The organism is Amycolatopsis sp. NPDC104775 (assembly GCF_055583325.1).
Window position 1 is genome coordinate 128,985 of the sequence record NZ_JBVJOE010000013.1, and the last position, 20,818, is coordinate 149,802.

20 protein-coding genes and 2 pseudogenes are annotated in these 20,818 nt (G+C 67.7%); 13 read left to right on the top strand and 9 right to left on the bottom strand.

Annotated elements, in window-relative coordinates; translation table 11 throughout:
- Positions 1 to 29: 29 nt before the first annotated feature.
- Positions 30 to 239 (bottom strand): annotated as a pseudogene (locus ACZ63D_RS38865) (MBL fold metallo-hydrolase); the annotation flags it as partial.
- A gap of 358 nt (positions 240 to 597) precedes the next feature.
- On the opposite strand from ACZ63D_RS38865, the gene ACZ63D_RS38870 reads away from it, so the two are divergent.
- Positions 598 to 1,491: a DUF4365 domain-containing protein gene (locus ACZ63D_RS38870; RefSeq protein WP_465359324.1), complete on the top strand. Its 894-nt coding sequence runs from the start codon at positions 598 to 600 to the stop codon at positions 1,489 to 1,491.
- Positions 1,492 to 1,534: 43 nt separating this feature from the next.
- On the opposite strand, the pseudogene ACZ63D_RS38875 reads toward ACZ63D_RS38870, so the two are convergent.
- The 3 genes and pseudogenes from ACZ63D_RS38875 to ACZ63D_RS38885 form a co-directional block, all read right to left on the bottom strand.
- Positions 1,535 to 2,187, bottom strand: a pseudogene (locus ACZ63D_RS38875) (MBL fold metallo-hydrolase).
- Between the two features lie 89 nt (positions 2,188 to 2,276).
- The gene (fbaA, locus tag ACZ63D_RS38880; protein WP_465359325.1) at positions 2,277 to 3,308 is read right to left on the bottom strand and encodes a class II fructose-bisphosphate aldolase; all 1,032 of its coding nucleotides are present in this window, start codon (positions 3,306 to 3,308) and stop codon (positions 2,277 to 2,279) included.
- 104 nt (positions 3,309 to 3,412) lie between these two features.
- Positions 3,413 to 4,234 carry an LLM class F420-dependent oxidoreductase gene (locus ACZ63D_RS38885; RefSeq protein ID WP_465359326.1) on the bottom strand — a complete coding sequence of 274 codons (822 nt, stop codon included), beginning with the start codon at positions 4,232 to 4,234 and terminating at the stop codon, positions 3,413 to 3,415.
- Between the two features lie 62 nt (positions 4,235 to 4,296).
- Here ACZ63D_RS38885 and ACZ63D_RS38890 point away from each other — a divergent pair, with 62 nt between their 5' ends.
- The 3 genes from ACZ63D_RS38890 to ACZ63D_RS38900 all read left to right on the top strand — a co-directional run bounded on the left by ACZ63D_RS38890 (position 4,297) and on the right by ACZ63D_RS38900 (position 6,666).
- Positions 4,297 to 5,208, top strand: coding sequence for an aldo/keto reductase (locus ACZ63D_RS38890; protein WP_465359327.1), 912 nt, complete (start codon positions 4,297 to 4,299; stop codon positions 5,206 to 5,208).
- Positions 5,209 to 5,290: 82 nt separating this feature from the next.
- Positions 5,291 to 6,184, top strand: coding sequence for an SDR family oxidoreductase (locus ACZ63D_RS38895; protein ID WP_465359328.1), 894 nt, complete (start codon positions 5,291 to 5,293; stop codon positions 6,182 to 6,184).
- Positions 6,185 to 6,192: 8 nt separating this feature from the next.
- Complete coding sequence (locus ACZ63D_RS38900) at positions 6,193 to 6,666, top strand: pyridoxamine 5'-phosphate oxidase family protein (RefSeq protein ID WP_465359329.1); 474 nt, start codon at positions 6,193 to 6,195, stop codon at positions 6,664 to 6,666.
- On the opposite strand, the gene ACZ63D_RS38905 is transcribed toward ACZ63D_RS38900, so the two are convergent.
- Positions 6,663 to 7,712: a zinc-binding dehydrogenase gene (locus tag ACZ63D_RS38905; RefSeq protein ID WP_465359330.1), complete on the bottom strand. Its 1,050-nt coding sequence runs from the start codon at positions 7,710 to 7,712 to the stop codon at positions 6,663 to 6,665. The genes ACZ63D_RS38900 and ACZ63D_RS38905 overlap by 4 nt on opposite strands.
- Before the next feature lie 68 nt (positions 7,713 to 7,780).
- On the opposite strand from ACZ63D_RS38905, the gene ACZ63D_RS38910 reads away from it, so the two are divergent.
- From ACZ63D_RS38910 to ACZ63D_RS38925, 4 genes are all read left to right on the top strand, one after another.
- The gene (locus tag ACZ63D_RS38910; protein ID WP_465359331.1) at positions 7,781 to 8,548 is read left to right on the top strand and encodes a helix-turn-helix transcriptional regulator; all 768 of its coding nucleotides are present in this window, start codon (positions 7,781 to 7,783) and stop codon (positions 8,546 to 8,548) included.
- 75 nt (positions 8,549 to 8,623) lie between these two features.
- Complete coding sequence (locus ACZ63D_RS38915; protein ID WP_465359332.1) at positions 8,624 to 10,093, top strand: flavin-containing monooxygenase; 1,470 nt, start codon at positions 8,624 to 8,626, stop codon at positions 10,091 to 10,093.
- Positions 10,090 to 10,950: a metal-dependent hydrolase gene (locus tag ACZ63D_RS38920; RefSeq protein ID WP_465359333.1), complete on the top strand. Its 861-nt coding sequence runs from the start codon at positions 10,090 to 10,092 to the stop codon at positions 10,948 to 10,950. The genes ACZ63D_RS38915 and ACZ63D_RS38920 overlap by 4 nt, the downstream gene beginning before the upstream one ends.
- Positions 10,947 to 11,945 carry a PDR/VanB family oxidoreductase gene (locus tag ACZ63D_RS38925; RefSeq protein WP_465359334.1) on the top strand — a complete coding sequence of 333 codons (999 nt, stop codon included), beginning with the start codon at positions 10,947 to 10,949 and terminating at the stop codon, positions 11,943 to 11,945. Before ACZ63D_RS38920 ends, ACZ63D_RS38925 begins: the two co-directional genes overlap by 4 nt.
- 5 nt (positions 11,946 to 11,950) lie before the next feature.
- On the opposite strand, the gene ACZ63D_RS38930 is transcribed toward ACZ63D_RS38925, so the two are convergent.
- Positions 11,951 to 12,235, bottom strand: a complete 285-nt coding sequence (locus ACZ63D_RS38930) for a YciI family protein (RefSeq protein WP_465359335.1) — start codon at positions 12,233 to 12,235, stop codon at positions 11,951 to 11,953.
- Positions 12,236 to 12,430: 195 nt separating this feature from the next.
- On the opposite strand from ACZ63D_RS38930, the gene ACZ63D_RS38935 reads away from it, so the two are divergent.
- From ACZ63D_RS38935 to ACZ63D_RS38950, 4 genes are all read left to right on the top strand, one after another.
- A complete protein-coding gene (locus ACZ63D_RS38935; RefSeq protein WP_465359336.1) occupies positions 12,431 to 13,006 on the top strand; it encodes an RNA polymerase sigma factor in 576 nt (191 codons plus the stop codon).
- A gap of 52 nt (positions 13,007 to 13,058) precedes the next feature.
- Positions 13,059 to 14,249, top strand: coding sequence for an N-acetylglucosamine-6-phosphate deacetylase (nagA, locus tag ACZ63D_RS38940; protein WP_465359337.1), 1,191 nt, complete (start codon positions 13,059 to 13,061; stop codon positions 14,247 to 14,249).
- A 32-nt stretch (positions 14,250 to 14,281) separates the two neighbouring features.
- Positions 14,282 to 14,794 carry a hypothetical protein gene (locus tag ACZ63D_RS38945; protein ID WP_465359338.1) on the top strand — a complete coding sequence of 171 codons (513 nt, stop codon included), beginning with the start codon at positions 14,282 to 14,284 and terminating at the stop codon, positions 14,792 to 14,794.
- A gap of 141 nt (positions 14,795 to 14,935) precedes the next feature.
- Positions 14,936 to 15,640: a DedA family protein gene (locus ACZ63D_RS38950; RefSeq protein WP_465359339.1), complete on the top strand. Its 705-nt coding sequence runs from the start codon at positions 14,936 to 14,938 to the stop codon at positions 15,638 to 15,640.
- 70 nt (positions 15,641 to 15,710) lie between these two features.
- Here the strand turns inward: ACZ63D_RS38950 and ACZ63D_RS38955 are convergent, their stop codons facing one another.
- From ACZ63D_RS38955 to ACZ63D_RS38965, 3 genes are all read right to left on the bottom strand, one after another.
- A complete protein-coding gene (locus ACZ63D_RS38955) occupies positions 15,711 to 17,105 on the bottom strand; it encodes an FAD-binding oxidoreductase (protein ID WP_465359340.1) in 1,395 nt (464 codons plus the stop codon).
- A 50-nt stretch (positions 17,106 to 17,155) separates the two neighbouring features.
- Positions 17,156 to 17,752, bottom strand: coding sequence for a class I SAM-dependent methyltransferase (locus tag ACZ63D_RS38960; protein WP_465359341.1), 597 nt, complete (start codon positions 17,750 to 17,752; stop codon positions 17,156 to 17,158).
- A gap of 714 nt (positions 17,753 to 18,466) precedes the next feature.
- Positions 18,467 to 19,981: an MFS transporter gene (locus ACZ63D_RS38965; RefSeq protein WP_465359342.1), complete on the bottom strand. Its 1,515-nt coding sequence runs from the start codon at positions 19,979 to 19,981 to the stop codon at positions 18,467 to 18,469.
- 89 nt (positions 19,982 to 20,070) lie between these two features.
- On the opposite strand from ACZ63D_RS38965, the gene ACZ63D_RS38970 reads away from it, so the two are divergent.
- The gene (locus tag ACZ63D_RS38970) at positions 20,071 to 20,643 is read left to right on the top strand and encodes a TetR/AcrR family transcriptional regulator (RefSeq protein ID WP_465359343.1); all 573 of its coding nucleotides are present in this window, start codon (positions 20,071 to 20,073) and stop codon (positions 20,641 to 20,643) included.
- Positions 20,644 to 20,818 lie beyond the last annotated feature (175 nt).

A 20,818-nucleotide genomic window follows, 5' to 3' on the forward strand; every position in this document is an offset into this window, starting at 1 on the left:
GTGGCGGTCAACCGAGGCAGGGCTGACGCTCACCAACCACCTTCGCGCCACTCCGGCAGGCTCGGCCGCTCCGCACCCAGCGTCGCGTCCTTGCCGTGCCCGGGATAAACCCAAGTCTCGTCCGGCAGCTCCCCGAAGATCTTCTCCTCCACGTCTCTCAGCAACGACGTGAACCGAGCCGGGTCTTTCTCCGTGTTTCCGATTCCGCCCGGGAACAGCGAATCCCCGGTGAAGACGTGCACCTCCTCGGTGGCAGATGTTAGCCCTTGCGGGGCGCGCCAACTAGACCGGTTTCCAGCGAGCGATAGTCCACCGCAGCATAGGGAGAGTTTTGCACAATACGTCAACCTTGCGATGTAGGTGGTAAAATACGAAGTGTTGGAACGCCGGTGCTAGCTCGTGCATTTACGGGAAGCGGGCAGCTTGGGTCCGTTGCGGGACACCGGGCTGGCAGGTCCGCTCCCGTGCTCGCCGTGGTGGTCCTGCTTCATCGGTCCGGTGCAATCCGGGTCGGTGTCCTGTCAATATGATGTGGAGCCGTGGCAAGATCAGAACCTCGGATGGCCTATGAATGTGGCGTAGCAGTAGGGATCGCCGATGGCAGGCGTGAGTCCAAATCGTCGTACGGGACGTACAGGGGTCAATCGTGTAACTGAGCTATTTGAACGTCACCATCACATCGTTCAGGTGGTTGACGGTGGAAATGACTTTGGCGTCGATATGTATGTCACCTTCGTTTCAGACTTTGAAACAACCGGAGATACGATCGCGCTTCAGGTGAAAGCGGGAAAATCCTATCGGTCGAAGACCGGGTATCGAGTACCAATTGGCATGCATCAAAATGACTGGGGGAAGCCAAATATCCCAGTTGTTTGCGTTGTGCATGATCCTGAATTTGACACGCTGCACTGGGCCAACGCTACAAGTTACCTTCGCAACGTCGGTCGATTCGGAAAGAAGGTCTGCTCGGTCCCGATTCCTCGGACTGCGGTTCTCAGTGACCAAACGTTACCTGGTTTCGTCGCGGCGCTTCAATTGTATCTCTCCAGGCGTACCAATATCATGCACGCGCTTGCCGACCTGACCGGAGTTGGCGTTGAGGCGACGGACTATGTATCACATTTTGTCAACAAGTTTGGTGAAGTTTTGTTATTTCAGCAGCGCCTCGGCGCGCCATGGGCTGTGCTGTATCACAGTGGAGGAGATGGAAAACCGTTCGTCATTGTGGACTTTGGGTCGAAGAAGGAGATCGACTACGATCAAGCGGCGTGGGCGGATGGAGGACGTATGGTCGGTGACTTCCTTCGCAATCATGGCATTCCAGGCCGTGTCGTGTTCTCAGTTGAGGAACGCATGTGGGTCCGATTGTGCGTTCACGCGAGCGCCTGGTGGCGCGAAGCACCGGAATTGAAAAGCTCGGTTGATGGTTACAATGATGGCTACGATGTGGAGATCGATTTGCGGTCAGATGCGTCGATATATTGGATTTAGAAGGACGAACTGCGGGCTCCGACCACGCAGTCCGTCCAGGTGATCACCAGCCGCGTTCGCGCCACTCCGCCAGGTGCGGCCGCTGCTCGCCCAGCGTCGAATCGTCCCGTGTCCCGGGTAGAACCACGTGTCATCTGGCAGCTGGTCGAAAATCCGCGTCTCCACATCATCCAGCAGCGACGTGAAGTCCTCCGGCGACGACGTCTTCCCGACCCCGCCCGGAAACAGCGAATCCCCAGTAAAGACGTGCGGAATGCCTTCCGGGTCGCGATAAACGAGCGCGATGCTGCCGGGCGAATGGCCGACGAGATGCCGGGCCGTCAGTTCGACCTCGCCGACGCGGATGGTGTCGCCGTCGTCCACCGGGACGTCGATGCGGGCCTTGATCCCGGCGATGTCGTCGCGTCCGGCATAAGTGCGGGCACCGGTCGCCTCGGCGACTTCCTCCAGTGCGATCCAGTGGTCCCAGTGCTGATGTGTCGTCACGATCGACGCAATGCCGCCGTCGCCGATCAGGGCGAGCAGGGTTTGCGGGTCGGCTGCCGCGTCGATCAGCAGTTGTTCGCCGGTGGCGCGGCAGCGCAGCAGGTAGGCGTTGTTGTCGATCGTGCCTACGGAGACTTTCGAGATGATCAGGCCGCTGGTCTCCCGCACGTCAGCGGGGCCGCCGGTGGTCACTACCCCGGTGTAGGTCAATGGAGTTCCTCCCTCGTTACGACTCCGGAGACAAACAGAAAGGCCGCCCCGGCGCCAAGCCGGGACGGCCTCTCCACCAGAAAACCTTCTTAGCCCAGCTTCTTGCCCGCCGAGCCCAGTGCCTGCGTCGCCTCGACCACGCGGGCCGCCATTCCGGCCTCCGCGGCCTTGAGGTAGCTGCGCGGGTCGTAGACCTTCTTGTTGCCGACCTCGCCGTCGATCTTCAAGACGCCGTCATAGTTCTTGAAGAAGTGGTCCGCGATCGGGCGGGTGAACGCGTACTGCGTGTCGGTGTCCACGTTCATCTTCACCACGCCGTAGGACACCGCCTCGCGGATTTCCTCCGGGAGCGAGCCCGAGCCGCCGTGGAAGACCAGTTCGAAGGGCTTCGAGCCGGACGGCAGGCCGAGCTTCTCGGACACCACTTCCTGGCCGCGCTTGAGCACGTCCGGGCGCAGCTGCACGTTGCCCGGCTTGTACACGCCGTGCACGTTGCCGAAGGTCGCGGCCAGCAGGTAGCGGCCCTTCTCGCCGGCGCCGAGCGCGTCGACCGTCTTCACGAAGTCGCCTTCGGCGGTGTACAGCTTCTCGTTGATGTCGTGCGCGACGCCGTCTTCCTCGCCGCCGACAACGCCGATCTCGACCTCGAGGATGATCTTCGCCGCCGCGGCCTTGGCGAGCAGTTCCTGCGCGATCTGCAGGTTCTCGTCCAGGTCGATCGCCGAACCGTCCCACATGTGGGACTGGAACAGCGGCAGCCCGCCGCCGCGGACGCGTTCGGCGGAGATCTCGATCAGCGGGCGGACGAAGCCGTCCAGCTTGTCCTTCGGGCAGTGGTCGGTGTGCAGCGCGACGTTGACGTCGTACTTCGCCGCCACCACCTGAGCGAACTCGGCCAGCGCGGTCGCGCCGACAACCATGTCCTTCACCTTCTGCCCGGACGCGAACTCCGCGCCGCCGGTGGAGAACTGGATGATCCCGTCGCTCTCCGCCTCGGCGAACCCGCGGATCGCGGCGTTCACGGTTTCCGACGAGGTCACGTTGATGGCCGGGTAGGCGAATTCGTCCTTCTTCGCCCGGTCGAGCATCTCCGCGTAGACCTCGGGGGTGGCGATGGGCATCGGTTCCTCCTCGAGACGACTGGCTTCTACAGCGGCATCGTACGAGGTGGACCGGCCAGGCCGACCGGTCCTACCTCACACGAGACGAAACCGACTGGAGCGATTCAGAGCAGCTCGGCCGCGATTGCCCGGTAGGCAGGGAACGGATCCTCGTCCAGCGACTGCACGCTGACATGGTCGGCCCCCGCGTCGAGGTGCGCCTGCAGGCCCTTGGCCAGGGCTTTTCCGTCGCCGTGGATGGCGAGGGCGTCGATCAGCCGGTCGCTGCCGCCGTCGGCCAGGTCCTCTTCGGAGAAGCCGTGCTTGCGCAGGTTCGAGGTGTAGTTGGTCAGGCCGAGGTAGAACTGCACGGTCGGGCGGCCGGTCGCGCGCGCCCGCTCCGGATCGGTGTCGAAGACGACCTTCTGCTCCGGCGCGAGCAAGGCTCCAGCGCCGAGGATCTCCCGCGCGGACCGGGTGTGTTCCGGCGTGGTCAGGTACGGGTGCGCGGCGGCGGTGCGGTCGCGAGCGAGTTCGAGCACCTTCGGGCCGAGCGCGGCCAGCGCGCGCGACTCCTTGGGCACTCCGGCCGCGTCGAGCGCGTCCAGGTATTCGACCAGCGCCGCGTACGGCTTCTTGTACTCCTGCGTGTGCTCGCGGTGGCCCGCGCCGACGCCGAGCACGAACCGTCCCGGGTGCTTGCCCTCGATGCGGTGAAACGCCTCCGCGATGCCCTCGGGCGCGTCGGCCCAGATGTTGACGATTCCGGTGGCGACCTTGATCCGGTCGGTCGCGGCCAGCACCTCGTCGACGATCGCCAGGTCGCCGCCGGGCGAACCACCGAGCCAGATCGTGCCGTAGCCCAGTTTCTCCACCTCGGCGGCGAACGCGCCGTCCACCTGAGCCGACATCCGCCACACGCCGAGCTTGCCCAATTCGATAGCCATGTCCCGCCCAACGCACGGGAACCCGGTTTTCCTCCCGCCCCGGCCGGATTAGGTTCGAAAGCATGACCAAGCTCGGTACCACGGATCTGGACATTTACGGCCTCAACCTCGGCTGCAACGTCTTCGGCTTCACCGCGGACGAATCCACTTCATTCACTGTTCTCGACGCGTACACCGCGGCCGGGGGCAACTTCCTCGACACCGCCAACATCTACGGCGGAGGCGCTTCCGAGACGATCATCGGCAACTGGCTCGCCAAGCGCGGCCGCCGCGACGACATTGTCATCGCCACCAAGGTCGGCGCCGGAGATCAGCAGCCGGGCCTTTCGGCGAAGAACATCGCCGCGGCGGCCGAGGATTCGTTGCGTCGGCTGCGAACCGACCACATCGACCTGTACTACGCGCACAAGGACGATCCCGACACCCCGCTGGAAGAAACCCTCGCGGCGTTCGACCAGCTCGTGCGCGCGGGCAAGGTCCGCTACATCGCGGCGTCCAACTACGAACCGGACCGGCTCTCCTCCGCACTGTCCATTTCGGACGAGAACAAGCTCGCCCGATACGTTGCCCTGCAACCGCATTACAACCTCGTCGAGCGCGATTACGAGCGGGAGCTGGCACCGCTCGTCGCCCGCGAGAACCTGGTGACGCTGCCGTATTTCAGCCTGGCCTTGGGATTCCTCACCGGCAAGTACCGGTCTAAGGACGAGCCGGGCGACTCGCCGCGCGCTCCGCGGGCGCTGGCCTACCTCGACGCCCGAGGCGAACGAGTGCTCGCCGCGCTGGACGAAGTGGCCGCCGCGCACCAGGTCGCGGTCGCCAGCGTCTCGCTCGCTTGGCTCCGCCAGCAGCCGACGGTCGCCGCGCCGATCGCCAGCGCGCGCAACCCCGAACAGCTCGTCGATCTGCTCGCGTCCGTCGAGCTGACTCTGACCGACGCCGAACTCACCGCTTTGAGCGAAGCGTCGAACTGATACTTACCGAGTAGTAGCTTACTGCGGGTAGGTTGTTGTACGGTGCCCTCCGAACAGGCGAAAACCGGCTCAGGAGGGCACCGTGGCTCAGCAGAAGCAGGTCGACGGCAAGGTCGTGCTCATCACCGGAGCCGCCCGCGGGATCGGAGCCGGCCTGGCCGAGCGGCTCGCCGCGCGCGGAGCCAAGGTCGCGCTCGTCGGGCTCGAGGCCGGCGAACAGGAAGCGGTCGCCAAGCGGATCGGGGCGAACGCGAAGTCCTGGGAAGCCGACGTGACCAGCTGGGACGACCTCGAACGCGTCACCGCGGGCGTGGTCGAGCACTTCGGCGGGATCGACATCGTCATCGCCAACGCGGGCATCGCGACCGCCGGGTTCGTGCGCTCGGTGGACCCCGCCGCGTTCGAGCGGGTGATCGAGGTCGATCTGCTCGGCGTGTGGCGCACGTTCCGCGTCACGCTGCCACACGTGATCGAACGCCGCGGCTACCTGCTCGGCATCTCCTCGCTCGCCGCGATCACGCACGCGCCCGGCATGGCGAACTACGCCGCGGCGAAGGCGGGCGTCGAGGCGTTCTGCAACAGCCTGCGCGCGGAGGTCGCGCACCTCGGCGTGCGAGTCGGCGTCGCGCACCCGACCTGGATCCGCACCGACCTGGTCGAAAGCGCCGACGCGCATCCGGTGTTCGGCAAACTGCGCTCCGGGATGCCGGGGCTGATCGGCAAGACCTACCCGCTGAACGTCGCGCTCGACGACCTGGAGGCCGGGATTCTGCGCCGCGCCAGGACGATCCACGTGCCACGCTGGGTCGGCGGGCTGAAGCTGCTGCGCTCGTTCCTGCCGCCGATCGTCGAATTCGGCGCGCGGAGCCGGGTCCCGGCAGCCGACCGGGCCGCGCTGAAGGACGTCGAAGAGCGCGGCGCGTTCGAATCGTCGGTCAACGGCCACGGCGGACGCGCGGCCACGAAGCGAAGCTGAGGAACGCCATGTCCCGTCGCGACCAGATCCGGATGACACCGGACGAGGTGCAGGCCTATCTCGCCGAGCAGAAGGTCATCAACGTGGCCTCGATCGGCCCGAACGGCAGGCCGCACCTCACCGCCCTCTGGTACTACCCGCACGAGGGCGGGGTCGCGACGTGGACCTATGGCACCTCGCAGAAAGCGAAAAACCTGCGTCGGCTGCCCGAGGCGACCGTGCTGATCGAAAGCGGCGATTCGTACGATCAGCTGCGCGGGCTTTCCTTCGAAGCGGACGTCGAGTTCGTCGAGGACACCGAACAGGTCACGGCCATGGGGATCGCGCTGATGATGCGCTACTCCGGAGCCGAGCCGGGCGCGCCGGTGCCGGACGAGCTGCGGACCTTCATCGAACGGCAGGCGCCCAAGCGGGTCGGGCTGATCCTGCGTCCGACGAAGATCGCGAGCTGGGACCACTCGAAACTCGGCGGCACTTACTAGGGGACGAGTGCGACGAAGCTCAGTCCCGACGTGCGTTCCGCCAGGTCGAGAGCGCTCTCCGGGTCGTCAAGGCCGACCTTGAGCAGCTCGACGGCGCAGAGGTCCAGCGCGCCCGAGCGGATCAGGTTCCACACCGTCCGCACCGTCTCGTCGTCGCTCATCCAGGAGCCGCGCAGGGTAAGCCTGCGGTGCATGAAGTCGCCGTACGGAATGGCCAGGTCCTGGCGTACGCCGCCGACGAGCACCAGGGTGCCGCGCACTCGCAGGCTGTCGTAGGCGGCCATCGTCGCGTCCGCCGTCGGGGTGGCTCCGAGAGCATCGAGGGCCACGTCGATCGGGCCGATCGCCGCCGCGTCCGTCGCGCGATCACCGGTCAGCTGGTGGGTGCGCACGCGCGGACTGAGTTCAGCCAGCCGGTCGAGCGCAACCTTGTTGCGGCCCACCGCCGTCACCGTCGCCGCGCCTTCCGCCAGCGCCAGCAGCACCGCGGCACCGCCCATCTGACCGGTCGCGCCGATCACCGCGACGTCACGTCCGGCCAGCGGGCCAGCCGTGCGCAATCCCGCGGCGGCAACGCAAAGCCACGGCAGAAACGCCAGCCGCGCTGGGTCCGGGTAGTTCTCAGCTCCAGGCAGTTTGACCATGGCTTCCTTGGCGCACAACGCTTTCTCCGCGAAAACACCGTCCCGCCACACCTCGTGCATGCGGTCGGTGCGCTCGCTCGCGCCAGCACCGCCAAGGCCGACCCAGCCGACCAGGATCTCGTCGCCGTCGCCCGCGTTGAGCAACGCGGTGTCCAGCACGATGTCGCCCGGGGCGACGTGGAAGACATCCGGTGCCACGTCGGTCACGCGTCCGATGCATGACGGGCCAAGGATCAGCGGGGTCAGCAGGCCACCGCGACCGCCCGTCACCACCACCTTCGTGTAGGCCGGGACGTGCGCGGCGAGCACCTCCACTACTACGCCGCCACCCTGCAAAGCGGGTTCCGGCACGTCGGAAAGCCGCAGATCTTCGTCTTGTGAAGCAACAGTCCAAGCTCGCATGAATCCAGCCTCGCGCGCCATTAAGCTGGTATCCAGAATCGCTTTATTCTGGTACTGGAGGTTCTAGGGTGAGCGTCGAACTGGGCACCTTCCTGCGCAGCCGCCGCGAGCGGATCGCCCCGGCCGACGCGGGCCTGCCGGTCACCGGACGCCGCCGCACGCCCGGCTTGCGCCGCGAGGAACTGGCCTTGCTCGCCGGGATCAGCGCCACCTGGCTCACTTACCTGGAGCAGGGCCGCGACGTCCGCCCGTCCGGCCAGGTGCTCGACGCGCTGGCCCGGGCCTTGCGGTTGACCAGCGCCGAGCAGGAACACCTGCACCGCCTCGCTGGCGGCGGCGAGTCTCCCGAGGACACCCCGGAGGAAGCCGCGCCCGAGGTCGCGGGCGTCCCGGCGATGCTGGGCGACAACCCGGCGTACGTCACCGGCATCTGTTACGACCTGCTCGCGTACAACGACGCCGCCGCGGAGCTGTTTCGGAACATCGAGCCGCGGACCAACGTCGTCCGCTGGATGTTCACCGAACCGGCCGCCCGCGAGGTCCTCGTCGACTGGGAGCAGGAGGCGCGCAACATCCTGGCCCGGCTGCGCGCGATCGCCGGACGGCATCCCGACCACCCGCGAGTGACTCGTCTGGTGGCCGAGCTGACCGAGGCGAGTCCCGAGGTGCGCGAGTGGTGGCCGCAGTACGAAATCCAGTTCAGTCACGCAGGTCAGAAGCGCTTTCGGCATCCCCGGCTGGGCGTCGTCACCGCGACACACACGGCGTTCCACGTCGCCGAACGGCCGGAACAGACGTTGGTGGTCTACCGGCTGCCAAGTGGTACTGACGAGTAGGAAGTACTTTCGAGTAACTGTTACCTGAGGTAACATCAACGCTGCCAGACCCCCAGCGCAGCGGAGGCCGACAAGATGACCGAGCGGTTCAAGGTCGTGATCGTGGGCACCGGGTTTTCCGGGCTCGGCCAGGCGATCCAGCTCGAAAAAGCGGGCATCCGGGACTACGTGATCCTGGAGAAGGCCGACGAGGTCGGCGGCACCTGGCGGGACAACTCGTACCCGGGCTGCGCGTGCGACGTGCAGTCGCACATGTACTCGTTCTCCTACGCGCAGAACCCGGACTGGAGCCGGTCGTTCTCGCCGCAGCCGGAGATCTTCGACTACCTCAAGGGCGTCGCCGACAAGTACCGGCTGCGGGACCGGATCCGGTTCGGCACCGAGATCACCGGCGCGCACTGGGACGAGGGCGAACGCCGCTGGACGGTGGAAACCAAGGGCGGCGCCGAGTTCTCCGCGCAGTTCCTCGTCGCCGGCGTCGGCGGGCTGCACATCCCGCAGATCCCGAAACTGCCCGGGATCTCGAAGTTCAAGGGCCAGACCTGGCATTCGGCGCAGTGGAACCACGAGTTCGACCTGGCGGGCAAGCGGGTCGCGGTGATCGGCACCGGCGCGAGCGCGGTGCAGTTCGTGCCGAAGATCGCGCCCGAGGTCGGCGAACTGACGCTCTTCCAGCGGACGCCGCCGTGGATCATGCCGAAGCCGGACCACGCGATGCCGGGCTGGGCCAGGCAGCTGTTCAAGCGCGTGCCAGGCACGCAGCGGTTGTACCGCAACGCCTTGTACTGGATGCTCGAATCCCGCGCGATCGGGTTCAACGGGCATCCGAAACTCATGCAGGCCGCCGAAATCCTCGCGCGCCGGCACATCGCGAAGGGCATCAAGGACCCCGCGCTGCGCCGGAAAGTCACGCCGGACTACACGATGGGCTGCAAACGCGTCCTGCTGTCGAATGACTATTTCCCGGCGCTGGACCGGCCGAACGTCGATGTCGTCACCGACGGCGTCGCCGAGGTCCGCGCGCACAGCATCGTCGACACCGCCGGGGTCGAGCACGAGGTCGACGCGATCATCTACGGCACCGGCTTCAAGGTGACCGACGCGCTGGAGTACCTCGACATCACCGGCATCGGCGGCCGCGATCTCGCGAAAACCTGGGCCACCGAAGGGATCCAGACGCACAAGGGGATCACCGTGTCCGGATTCCCGAACCTGTTCTTCCTGCTCGGCCCGAACACCGCGCTCGGCCACAACTCCGTGGTGTTCATGATCGAATCGCAGTCCCGCTACGTGGTCGACGCGATCCGGCTGGCCGATTCCCGCGGCGCGGCGGCGCTCGACGTGCGGCCGTCGGTGCAGGACGAATTCCAGCAGCAGATCCAGGAAAAACTCGTCAAGGGCGTGTGGACCCAGGGCGGCTGCAAGAGCTGGTACCTCGACGCCAAGGGCGTCAACCGGACGATCTGGCCCGGCTTCACCTGGCGGTACTGGCTGGAGACGCGGCGCGTCGAGCCGAGCGACTACGAGCTGAGCGGCCGGTCATGAGTGCCGACCACGAGCAGATCGTGCTCCACGCGCGCGACGTGGAGTTCGATTTCTCGAAGCTGCCGATGCACTGGATTCCCGGGCAGCCGCAGGCCACGCACAGCATCAACGTGCTGCATCTCGCGCTGCCCGAGGGCGAACGCTGGTTCGTCGAAGTGTTCAAGCAGGCCGTCCCGCTGATCCGCGACGAGCGGCTCAAGGAGGACGTGCTCGGGTTCATCGGCCAGGAGGCGATGCACGCGCAGGCGCATGACGGCGCGGCCGAACACCTGGAATCCGCCGGACTCGAGGTGCGGCCGTACATCGCGCAGATGGAGTGGATGTTCCGGCGGCTGCTCGGCGACCGTCCCGGATCGAGCCGGGAATGGCTGATCGAACGGCTCGCTCTAGTCGCGGCGATCGAACACTACACGGCGTTTCTCGGCCAGTGGATCCTCGACGCGAAGGAACTCGACGCGGCCGGCGCCGACGAGACGATGCTGGATCTCCTTCGCTGGCACGGCGCGGAGGAAGTCGAGCACCGTTCGGTGGCGTACGACCTGTTCTGTCACCTGGACGGCCGGTACGGCCGGCGAGTGCGTTCGATGCTCGTGGTGACACCGGTGCTGGCGTGGATTTTCCTGCGCGGCACCCGATTCCTGATGAAGAACGACCCGACGCGCCCCGGCCGCACCAGCTGGCGGGCTTACCGGCGCGCCGCTCGACAGGGCCTGCTGCCGGGTCCGCGCGAGCTGCTGCGCGAGATCCGGCCGTACTTCCGGAAGTCCTATCACCCCACCGAAACCGGCAACACCGACCAGGCGGTGGCGTACCTGGCGAGTTCGCCCGCGGCCCAGGCCGCCGACGCTCCGCGATGACCGCACCGCAGTTTCCGCCCAAGCTCGACGGCAGCGGGCGACGCGACCGGCTGATGTCCACTTTGGTCGCGGTCGGCGCGGCTTACCGGCGGCTGGCGGAGATTTCCGGCCGACGACGTCCGCCAGTGCAGGACGTCGATCGTCGGCTGCCGTTGGTCGTCGAAGCTGTGCGCACCGAGGCCGACGGCGTGGTGAGCCTTCGCCTGACGCGACCCGACTCGACACCGTTGCCAGCCTGGCGTCCCGGCGCGCATATCGATCTGATGCTGCCTTCGGGAATGGTGCGGCAATACTCGCTGTGCGGTTCGCCTTCGGACCTCTCGCACTACCGGATTGCGGTGCGGCGCATCGGTTCCGCGTCCGCTGAGGTACACGCGCTCACCGCCGGAACCCGCGTCACGGTTCGCGGGCCGCGCAATGCTTTTCCGTTCGTCTCAGCGCCCGCGTACCACTTCGTCGCGGGCGGAATCGGGATCACGCCCATCCTGCCGATGGTCCATCGCGCGGAAGCGAACGGAGCGGACTGGCGACTGGTCTACACCGGCCGTTCCCGGGATTCGATGCCGTTTCTCGACGAACTCCCGGCCGAGCGGGTGCGAATCCGGCCGGACACGGAGTTCGGCATTCCGGCCTCCGGCGCGGAATTGCTGGAGGAAATGCCCGCGGGTGCTTCGGTGTACTGCTGCGGTCCGGTGCCGATGATCACCAGCGTCCGCGTTGACCTGGCCCGTACGGATTCCGCCGCAGTCTACTTTGAACGGTTCTCGCCGCCGCCGATCGTGGACGGCGAACCCTTCCGCGTGGTCCTGCGCCGCAGCGGCCGGACCCTCGACGTTCCCGCCGACCGATCCACACTCGACGTGGTGCGCGAGGTGCTGCCGGACGTGCCGTACTCGTGCCGTCAGGGCTTCTGCGGCACCTGCGAGGTAGCGGCCGAAGACGGCGGGCGCGTACGGATCTGCGTCGATCGCGGGCCCGCCGTCCTGGAGCTTTAACAGCTTTAACCCTGAGCGGGCACCCAATCGCCGAGCACCGGCTTGAACTCGCGGACAGTGCGCTCGGCGACGACGCCTTCGAGCGCGTACGGATCGTTGTCGATCAGCTTGGTCAACTCCGCCTCGTCCTCGGCCTGCCACAGCACGAGCCCGCCGGTGTTGTCGGCGAGCGGCCCGGCCACCGCGACCCGGCCCGCGGCGACGTGCTCTTTCAGGTAGTCCCGATGCCGCGGCCGGACGTCGGCCAGCTTCTCCTGGACGTAGCGGATTTCGACGAGGTACCAGGCCATGCGCTTACTCCCGGGGTGAGCACGACAGTGACGCCGCAGACGCTACCGGTGACCTCCGGGCGGACGCACCATGCGAGCGGTGGCAGCGCAAGGCCAACCCGATAGGCTAGGCGCGGGCGGAACCTGTGCGCACGCTGTGCCTATCGCGCGCCAATGGGCCTGCTGAGCGGACATGTCGAGGACAGGCGGGGATACATGCTGGAGGGGAACGCGGAACGCAGCGTCGAGGCGACCCTCGGCCACCTGCGGACCATGGACGGGCCGGTCCCGGCGCAGCCGCCGACCGCCCCGTTGACCCTGGAAGACCTCTACCGGCAGCACCGGATGCGGCTCGTGCGGCTGGCCATCCTGCTGGTCGACGAACCGGCCACGGCCGAGGACGTCGTGCAGGAGGCGTTCACCGGACTGCACCGCAACTGGGGCAGGCTGCGCGACGCCGCGGCGGCGGTCGGCTACCTGCGCACCGCCGTGGTCAACGGATCGCGCAGCGTGCTGCGCCGGCGCAAGACCGCCCGCGAGTACGTGCCCCCGCACGCGGTGAACGCCCGGTCCGCGGAAAGCCTCGCGATGCTCTCCAGCGAGCACCAGGCCGTGGTCAGCGCGCTGTCGAAGCTTCCGCCGCGCCAGCGCGAGGTGCTCGTGCTGCGCTACTACGGCGGATTGAGCGAAGCGGAGATTTCGGAAGCCGCGGGCATTTCGAAGGGCACCGTGAAGTCAACCGCCAGCCGGGCGCTGGAGGCGTTGCAGAAGGCAATGCAGCCGCCTCAGTGACCTGGGCGGACCAATCTCGCGCTGGTCGGCCCTCCTTGGTCCAGACCAATATATGCTGGACCGCGTGAAGCACCCCGGAGACTTCGTCATCACGGGCGGCCGCGTCGTGGCCCCGGACCGCGTACTCGACGACGGCTGGCTCGCCGTGTCCGGCGGACAGATCGCCGCGGTAGGCACCGGCACGCCCCCGAGCAGCCCGGACACCGCGACGGTGGACGTCGCCGGGGCGCTGGTCGTGCCCGGTTTCATCGACACCCATTGCCATGGCGGCGGCGGCGCGTCGTTCTCGACGCTCGACCCGGACGAGATCCGCACCGCGGTCCGCGCGCACCGGCGGCACGGCACCACGACCATGCTCGCGAGCCTGGTCTCCGACCCGATCGACCTGCTCACCGAGCAGATCGCCGCGCTGCGCGAACTCGTGCAGGAGGGCGACCTCGCGGGCATCCACCTGGAGGGCCCGTTCATCTCGCGCGCCCGCTGCGGCGCGCACGATCCGGACACTCTGCGTGAACCGGACACCGGCACCGTCGAGAAGCTGCTGCGCGCCGGGCACGGCTCGATCCGCATGGTCACGCTCGCGCCGGAGCTGAACGGCGGCGTCAAGGCGGTGCGGCAGCTCGCGGAGTCCGGCGTGATCGCCGCGATCGGCCACACCGACGGGGTCGCGGACCAGTTGGTCCCGGCCATCGACGCCGGCGCGACGGTCGCCACCCACCTGTTCAACGGCATGCGCCCGCTGCACCACCGCGAGCCAGGCCCGGTCGGCGTGCTGCTCGACGACGAGCGCGTGACCGTCGAACTGATCTGCGACCTGGTCCACCTGCACCCGACGGTCGTGCGGCTGGCCGCACAGCACGCGGGCCGCGGCCGGACGGTGCTGATCACCGACGCCATGTCGGCCACCGACGCCGCCGACGGCCGCTACACCCTCGGCAGGCTGGAGGTCGACGTCCACGACGGCGTCGCCACCCTGGACAACGGTTCGCTGGCCGGAAGCACGTTGACCATGGACAACGCCTTCCGCAACCTGGTGAAGGGCGCCAAACTCGACGTACTGGACGCCGTCCGGGCGACCTCGGCGCGACCGGCCGAACTGCTCGGCATCGCCGACCGCACCGGCGCACTGCGTCCCGGCCTGGCCGCGGACGCCGTGATCCTGGACGACGACCTGCGCCCGACCCGGGTCCTGCACCGGGGCGAATGGGTGGCCGAGGCGGGCCGGGCTACCTTGAGTACGTGACGAGCTAGCACTTCGACAGGCGGACGGAGCGGATGAGCGAGCCGAAAGACCCGGAACGGTTACTGGCCGACGCGCTGCGTGCCCAAGCTGTCTTCGCTCCGCACGTCGCGCCGAACCCGGTCGAGGAGCAGGACGGCTCCGGCTCTGCTCAGTCAGACGCTTCCGGCACGGGCTCGTTCAGCACCGCTGGCGGGCCCGGCATTTCCGGAACCGGCTCGGCCGGTTCGGGTTCCTTCGGAGCCTCGGCCGAGACCGGCGCACCGTCGCACACCGGCCCGACCACCGAACTGCCGCCCAACTACGGCCTGCTGTCCGGGGCGGGAGCCGACTCGCTCGCCCGCGAGCGTGCCGCCCTCGACGCGGCCGACCACACCTCGACCGGCACGACCGGCTCGATCCCGCCGGTCGGGGCCAACGACGCGACGGTGCGCCGCCCCGCTCAGGCGCCGCAGAACGGCCCGCTGCCCGCGCACTGGGTCCTGCTGCTGGCGGTGCTGCTCGGACTGGCCGCCGGGTCCGTCATCGGCCTGCTGACGCTGATCTGAGGCCGGATCCGCTCCGGGTTGCCCGGACGGCCACTCCGGCAGGGGACTCCTGGGCCGAGTTCTTCACCCCGATCCCACACCGATGACCTGCGATTCCTTGCCCGATGAGGCAACACTGAGTCACCCTGTACCGTTTTCGGTGTGATTCTCGCCCAGAACACAGTGACCACCATGTCCCTGCTGCCGTCGTGGCTGGACCCGCAGCATCTGCTGAACGGGCTGACGGCGCCAGTGATCGCCGTGCTGTGCTTGATCATCTTCATCGAGAGCAGCGTCTTCCCGGTCCTGCCCGGCGACTCGCTGCTCTTCACCGCGGGCCTGTTCATCGCGAACGGCACGCTGAAAGCACCGCTGTGGCTGGTGTGCGTGCTGGTCACGGTCGCCGCGCTGGTGGGCAACGTCGCCGGGTACTACCTCGGCTACTTCGTCGGGCCGAAGCTGTTCAGCAGGCCGGATTCGAAGTTCTTCAAGCAGGAGTACGTCGACAAGACGCACACCTTCCTGGAGAAGCACGGCCCGAAGGCCGTCGTGCTGGCCCGGTTCGTGCCGTTCGTGCGGACGTTCATCACCTGGATCGCCGGCATCGGCCGGATGGACCCGAAGCGCTACTTCACCTACACCGTCATCGGCGGCATCCTCTGGGCCGCGGGCATCACCGTGCTGGGGTCGCTGCTGGGCAACATCGGCTTCATCCGGGACAACGTCGACGCCATCTTCGTCCTCATCGTGCTGGTGTCGGTGGTGCCGATCGCGATCGAGTACCTCAAGAGCCGCCGCGAGAAGAAGGCCCGGCCCGCCGACAATTCGGCCGACGTCACGCAGCAGATTCCGCGCGTGCGCGACTGATTCCTGGTTTTACGACGAAGCGGCGTCCGGTTTTCCGGACGCCGCTTCGCTGTTTCCGGGTCAGTCGGGGTCAGTCGGTCATCGAGAACATCGAACCGGGGTTGAAAAGGTTTTCCGGGTCGAGGGCCTGTTTGATCTGCCGGTGCACGCGGATCCCGACCGGGCCGATCTCGCGGGCGAGCCATTCGCGTTTGATCTTGCCGACGCCGTGCTCGCCGGTCACCGTGCCGCCGAGCGACAGGCCGACGTCGAGGATCTCGTCGAACGCCTGCTGGGCACGCGCGAACTCGTCCTCGGAATCGGGCGCGTACACGATCGTCGGATGCATGTTCCCGTCGCCGGCGTGGCCGACGACGGCGATCTTGAGCCCGACTTTCTCGCTGATCCGCTCGCAGCCGCGGATCAGCTCGGCGATCCGGGTGCGGGGCACGCTGACGTCGTCGGTGAGCCAGACGCCGTAGGTCTCCAGCGCGGTCAGCACGACGCGGCGGGCCTGGAGCAGCATCTTGCCCTCTTCGAGGTCGTCCGTGGCGTAGACGAGGTCCGCACCGCAGTCGGTGCAGATCTGTTCCAGCAACGCCAGTTCGCGCCGGGCCGCCTCGCCGCCCGCGTCGGACTGGCCGAGCAGCAGGGCTTGGCAATCGGACCCCGCGCCGAGGTCGGTGTTGAGATAGGTCTCGGACGCCTTGATCGACGCCGCGTCCATGATCTCCAGCAGCGACGGCACCAACCCCTCGCGCACCGCCCGCGCGACCGCTTCACCGGCCGCTTCGGTGGTGTTGAACCCGGCGACAAAGGTGGCCGGGGCCTGCGGAAGCGGCCGCAGCGAGACGGTCGCCTGAGTGATGACGCCGAGCGTGCCCTCGCTGCCGACGAACAGCTTGGTCAGGTCGTACCCCGCGACGCCCTTCACCGTGCGGCGGCCGGTTTTCAGCAGCGATCCGTCGGCGAGCACGACCTCGAGGCCGAGCACCGAATCGGTGGTCACGCCGTATTTCACGCAGCAGAGGCCACCGGCGTTGGTGGAGAGGTTCCCGCCGATCGTGCACCAGTCGTAGCTGGAGGGGTCGGGCGGATAAAACAGGCCGTGCTTCTCGACCGCGGACCGAAAGTCGAGGTTGACGACACCCGGCTGCACGACGGCGAGCCGGTTGCCCGCGTCAACCTCAACGATCTCGTTCAGTTTGGTCAGCGAAAGCACGACACAGCCGTCGATCGCGTTGGCCGCACCGGAAAGCCCACTGCCCGCCCCGCGCGGCACGATGGGGACTTTCGCTTCGGCGCAAGCACGGACAGTCGCCTGCACTCCCGCGGTATCCGCCGGAAGCACTACCGCCAACGGTTTTCCCGAGGGAGCGAGCGGCATCATGTCGCGCGCGTAGGCGTCGGTGACATCAGCGTCGGTGAGCACCGCGGCCGGGCCGAGGTCGTCCCGAAGCCGCTGGAGGAGGGCGTCGTTGCTCATCTCCGCATGGTAAACCGGGATCTCCGCAGTGCGGAATATTAATTCCGATATTAGCTGGTCCGCTGGGCGCGTAAGACGGTGTCCCGAGTGTGCTGCGTCCCCGGCGGAGCTGGCGTCACCCGCGGCCGACTCTCCTGGACGAGGACGGTCCACTCGTCGCCGAGAACCCGCGCGATGTCGTCGGGCTGGCAGTAATCAGCGTGCTCCGGCGACAGCTCGCCCGGATCGTGACTGACGAAGAGAAAAGTCCCACCGGGCGCGACGGCGTCGAGCAACTTCCGCACCGTCCGGTCGTCCTTGCGGAGCGGGAAATACTGGACGCTGACAAGGTCGAACGCCCCTGCCGGAACCGGACTGGAGGCCAAATCCGAACACACCCAGGCAATCCCGGCCTTGGCCGCGGCCGCCCGCTGCAACGCGGTACGCGAAATGTCAATGGCCGTCACCCGCCACCCCCGCGCGGCCAACCACCGCGCGTCAGCCCCTTCGCCGCAGCCAACGTCCAACGCCTGCCCCGGCGGCAGCCCCTCGACCTCGGTGACCAGCACCCCGTTGGGCTCGCCGCTGAACACCTGCTCACGGCTGCGGTAGAGGTCTTCCCAGAACTGCGCGTCCTGCTTGGTTTCGGATTTTCCGGACGGAGCCATTTTCGTTACCACCTCCGCCGTTCACGATTCCGCTGACCGCGCCGGACGACAAGGTTCTTTGCTGGAACCGCAAAGAGTTTGGGGAGGTTGCGTGGAGTGGGGTGGTGTCTGGCCGAGGCCTTGCTGGGCGAGTGGACTCATCAGCCGTGAAGAGCGGGCTGAGCTGGCTTCGGCGGGAAGCTGCTCAGGCGAAGTTCCTTGCCTGGAAGCCGGAATCGGCCGCTCGACGGCGCATGGTGGCCGGTGGAAGCCCAGTGGACCGCCCCGGCATACCGAGCCTGCTCCGCCCGCAGCGCGAACCCGCCCGCCGTGCGCGCGGAACATCCCGCGTCGGGAAGCGGGAACGAAACCAGCTCAGGGTCGAGCCGCCCGCTCGGGGTGGGTCATCCGCTGGACCTCAGACCAGGACTGAGCCCGCAACCATCCGCAGGACACCCGCCCGGGCCGCGTCACCATCACCCGCCGGGTGTCTGGCCATGGGCAGGGTCGCCACCACTCGGCCGAGGCGGGTCACCCTTTGGACCCCACGCAGGTCAGAGCACCGCCAACCGGTGAACGAGGCGCGCCCACCGTCGGGGCTCGCCAGGTTCCGCACTCCAGTTCGATGGCGAAGCTGGAGTGCGGAACCGGCTCGTCCCCGCCTGAACCTGGACCGCAGCGTGCGGTTCGTGCCAGCGCTGCGGGCAGGTGCGCCGTCCCGCGGTTAGAAGCGGCTCATGCGCACATCTCGGCCTCCTCCGGTTTCGACCCCTGCGGGCGGTTTCGGCGGCGGCCCAGCAGGAAGTACGCCTGCAGTGCGGTGTACACGAGGATCGCGGCGCCCACCCACGCGCTCGTGTGCAGCGCTGTCACGAAGGACTCGCGGGCGGTGTTCAGCAGCTCCGCACCCTCGGGCGAGGGCATGCCGTGGGCGGTGGCTACCGCGCCGCCGAGGGTGTCGTGGGCTGCGGCGGGTGCGGTGGCGGGCAGGCCTGACTGGTAGACCGCCGTGGCGAGGCTGCCCAGTAGGGCGGTGCCTAGCGCGCCGCCCAGTTCGTAGCCGGTTTCCGAGATTGCTGACGCGGCACCGGCGCGGTTGACAGGGGCGGCGGAGATCACGAGGTCGTTCGTCAGAGTTTCCGACAGCGCCACTCCGCCCCCGACCAGGACGAACGCCACCACGACCGCGGCTAGACCGGCGTCGGCTCCGATGGTGGTCAGGACCAGGAAGCCGGCCGCGCCGAGAAGCAGGCCGAGGGTGATCAGGACTGGCACCCGGACTCGACGGGCGAGCCAGGCTGCCGCAAGGGCGCCGACGACGCCAGCCACTGTTGCGGGCAGCATCCACAGCGCCGCGACCAGCGGCTTCAAACCCAGCACCAGTTGCAGGTACTGCGGCAGCAGGAACAGCAGCCCGACCAGCGCGAACACGCCCAGCAGGTTCGTGATCACCGAACCGGCGAACTTGCGGTTGGCGAACAACCCGAGGTCCAGCATCGGCTGGTCAAGCCGCCGCTGCCGACGCACGAACAGCACACCGAGCGCGAGCCCGAGTGCTATCGCGGCACCGGCCGACCAGGTCATCCCGGACGTCGCGGCGATCTTCACGCCGTAGACGACCGGCAGCATCGTGCCCAGCGACAGCAGCGCCGACCACGGGTCGAAGCGGCCCGGGTTCGGATCGCGGAACTCCGGCAGCAGCAGCGGGCCCGCGACGAGCAGCAGCACCATCACCGGCACGTTGATCAGGAAGACCGAGCCCCACCAGAAGTGTTCGAGCAGCCAGCCGCCGACCACCGGGCCGACCGCCATCCCGCCGGAGAACGCCGCGCTCCAGATCGCGACCGCCGTACGCCGCGTGCGGTCCTCGGTGAAGATGCTGCGGATCAGCGACAGCGTGGACGGCATCAGCGTCGCGCCGCCGACACCCAGCAGCGCCCGCGCGACGATCAGCATCAGCGGCGACGTGGCGAACGCCGCCAGCACCGAGGCCGCGCCGAACGCCGCACCACCGATGAGCAGCAGCCTCCGCCGCCCGATCCGGTCGCCCAGCGTGCCCATGAAGACCAGCAATCCGGCCAGGACGAACGAGTAGACGTCGACGATCCACAGCTGTTCCGCGCCCGTGGGCGCGAGATCCTCGCTGAGATAGGGCAGGGCAAAGCCCAGGACTGTCGTGTCCACGCTGATCAAGAGGACCGGCAGCACCAAGACTGCCAAGGCCCACCACTGGCCTCCGCGCCGCACCATGGCGCACTCTTCCTTTCTTATACCGTCCAGACGGTACAGTTTCGTTCCTGAGGTAGAAGGTAAACCGTCTGGACGGTATAGTCAAGGTGATGGCTAAACCTTCAGCACGAGAACGCATCCTCGGTTCGTACGAGGTCATCCTCGCCGACCGCGGCCCGGCCGAGATCACGCTCGACGCCGTGGCGGCGCACGCCGGGGTGTCCAAGGGCGGCCTGCTCTACCACTTCGGCTCCAAGGACGCCCTGCGCGACGGCCTGCTCGAACGCCTGGAGCGGCTGACCGACGAGGACCTCGAACGCGCGCGCAACGCGCCGGAAGGCGTGGTCCGGCACTATCTGCGCTCGTCGATCACCGACGTCACGCGGGACCTGGCCCTGCACCGCACGACGATGGCCGCGCTTCGCCTGGTGCTCAACGACCCGGTCGCGGCGGAGGTGTCGCGCCGCTGCACCGAGCGGACCCGCGAGCTGATGCTGGAGCACGTCGAAGACCCGGTGACGGCGGAGCTGGTGATGCTGGTCGGCGAGGGCCTCTATATGCGCGCGGCGCTGGGCGAAGAGGTGAGCGACAGCCTGCTGGAGCAGATCGAGGAAATCGCGGATCGGATCGAGGCTGGGGCGCCTGCCACGGCGACGCTCGCGGCTGGCCCCCGGAAAGGCTGAGCCGCTGAGGGTTAAGGCCGGGCACCAGTCGAGGCGACGTTCACGGTGGCGCGCCGGAAAAAAGCTGAGCCCAGGCACGGTGGAGATGCCGGAAAAGCCGGGTTCGGACACGGCGGCACTCGCGGCGAGGCACCGGACGATCTGAGCCCAAGGCACGGCGGCAATCACGGCGCGA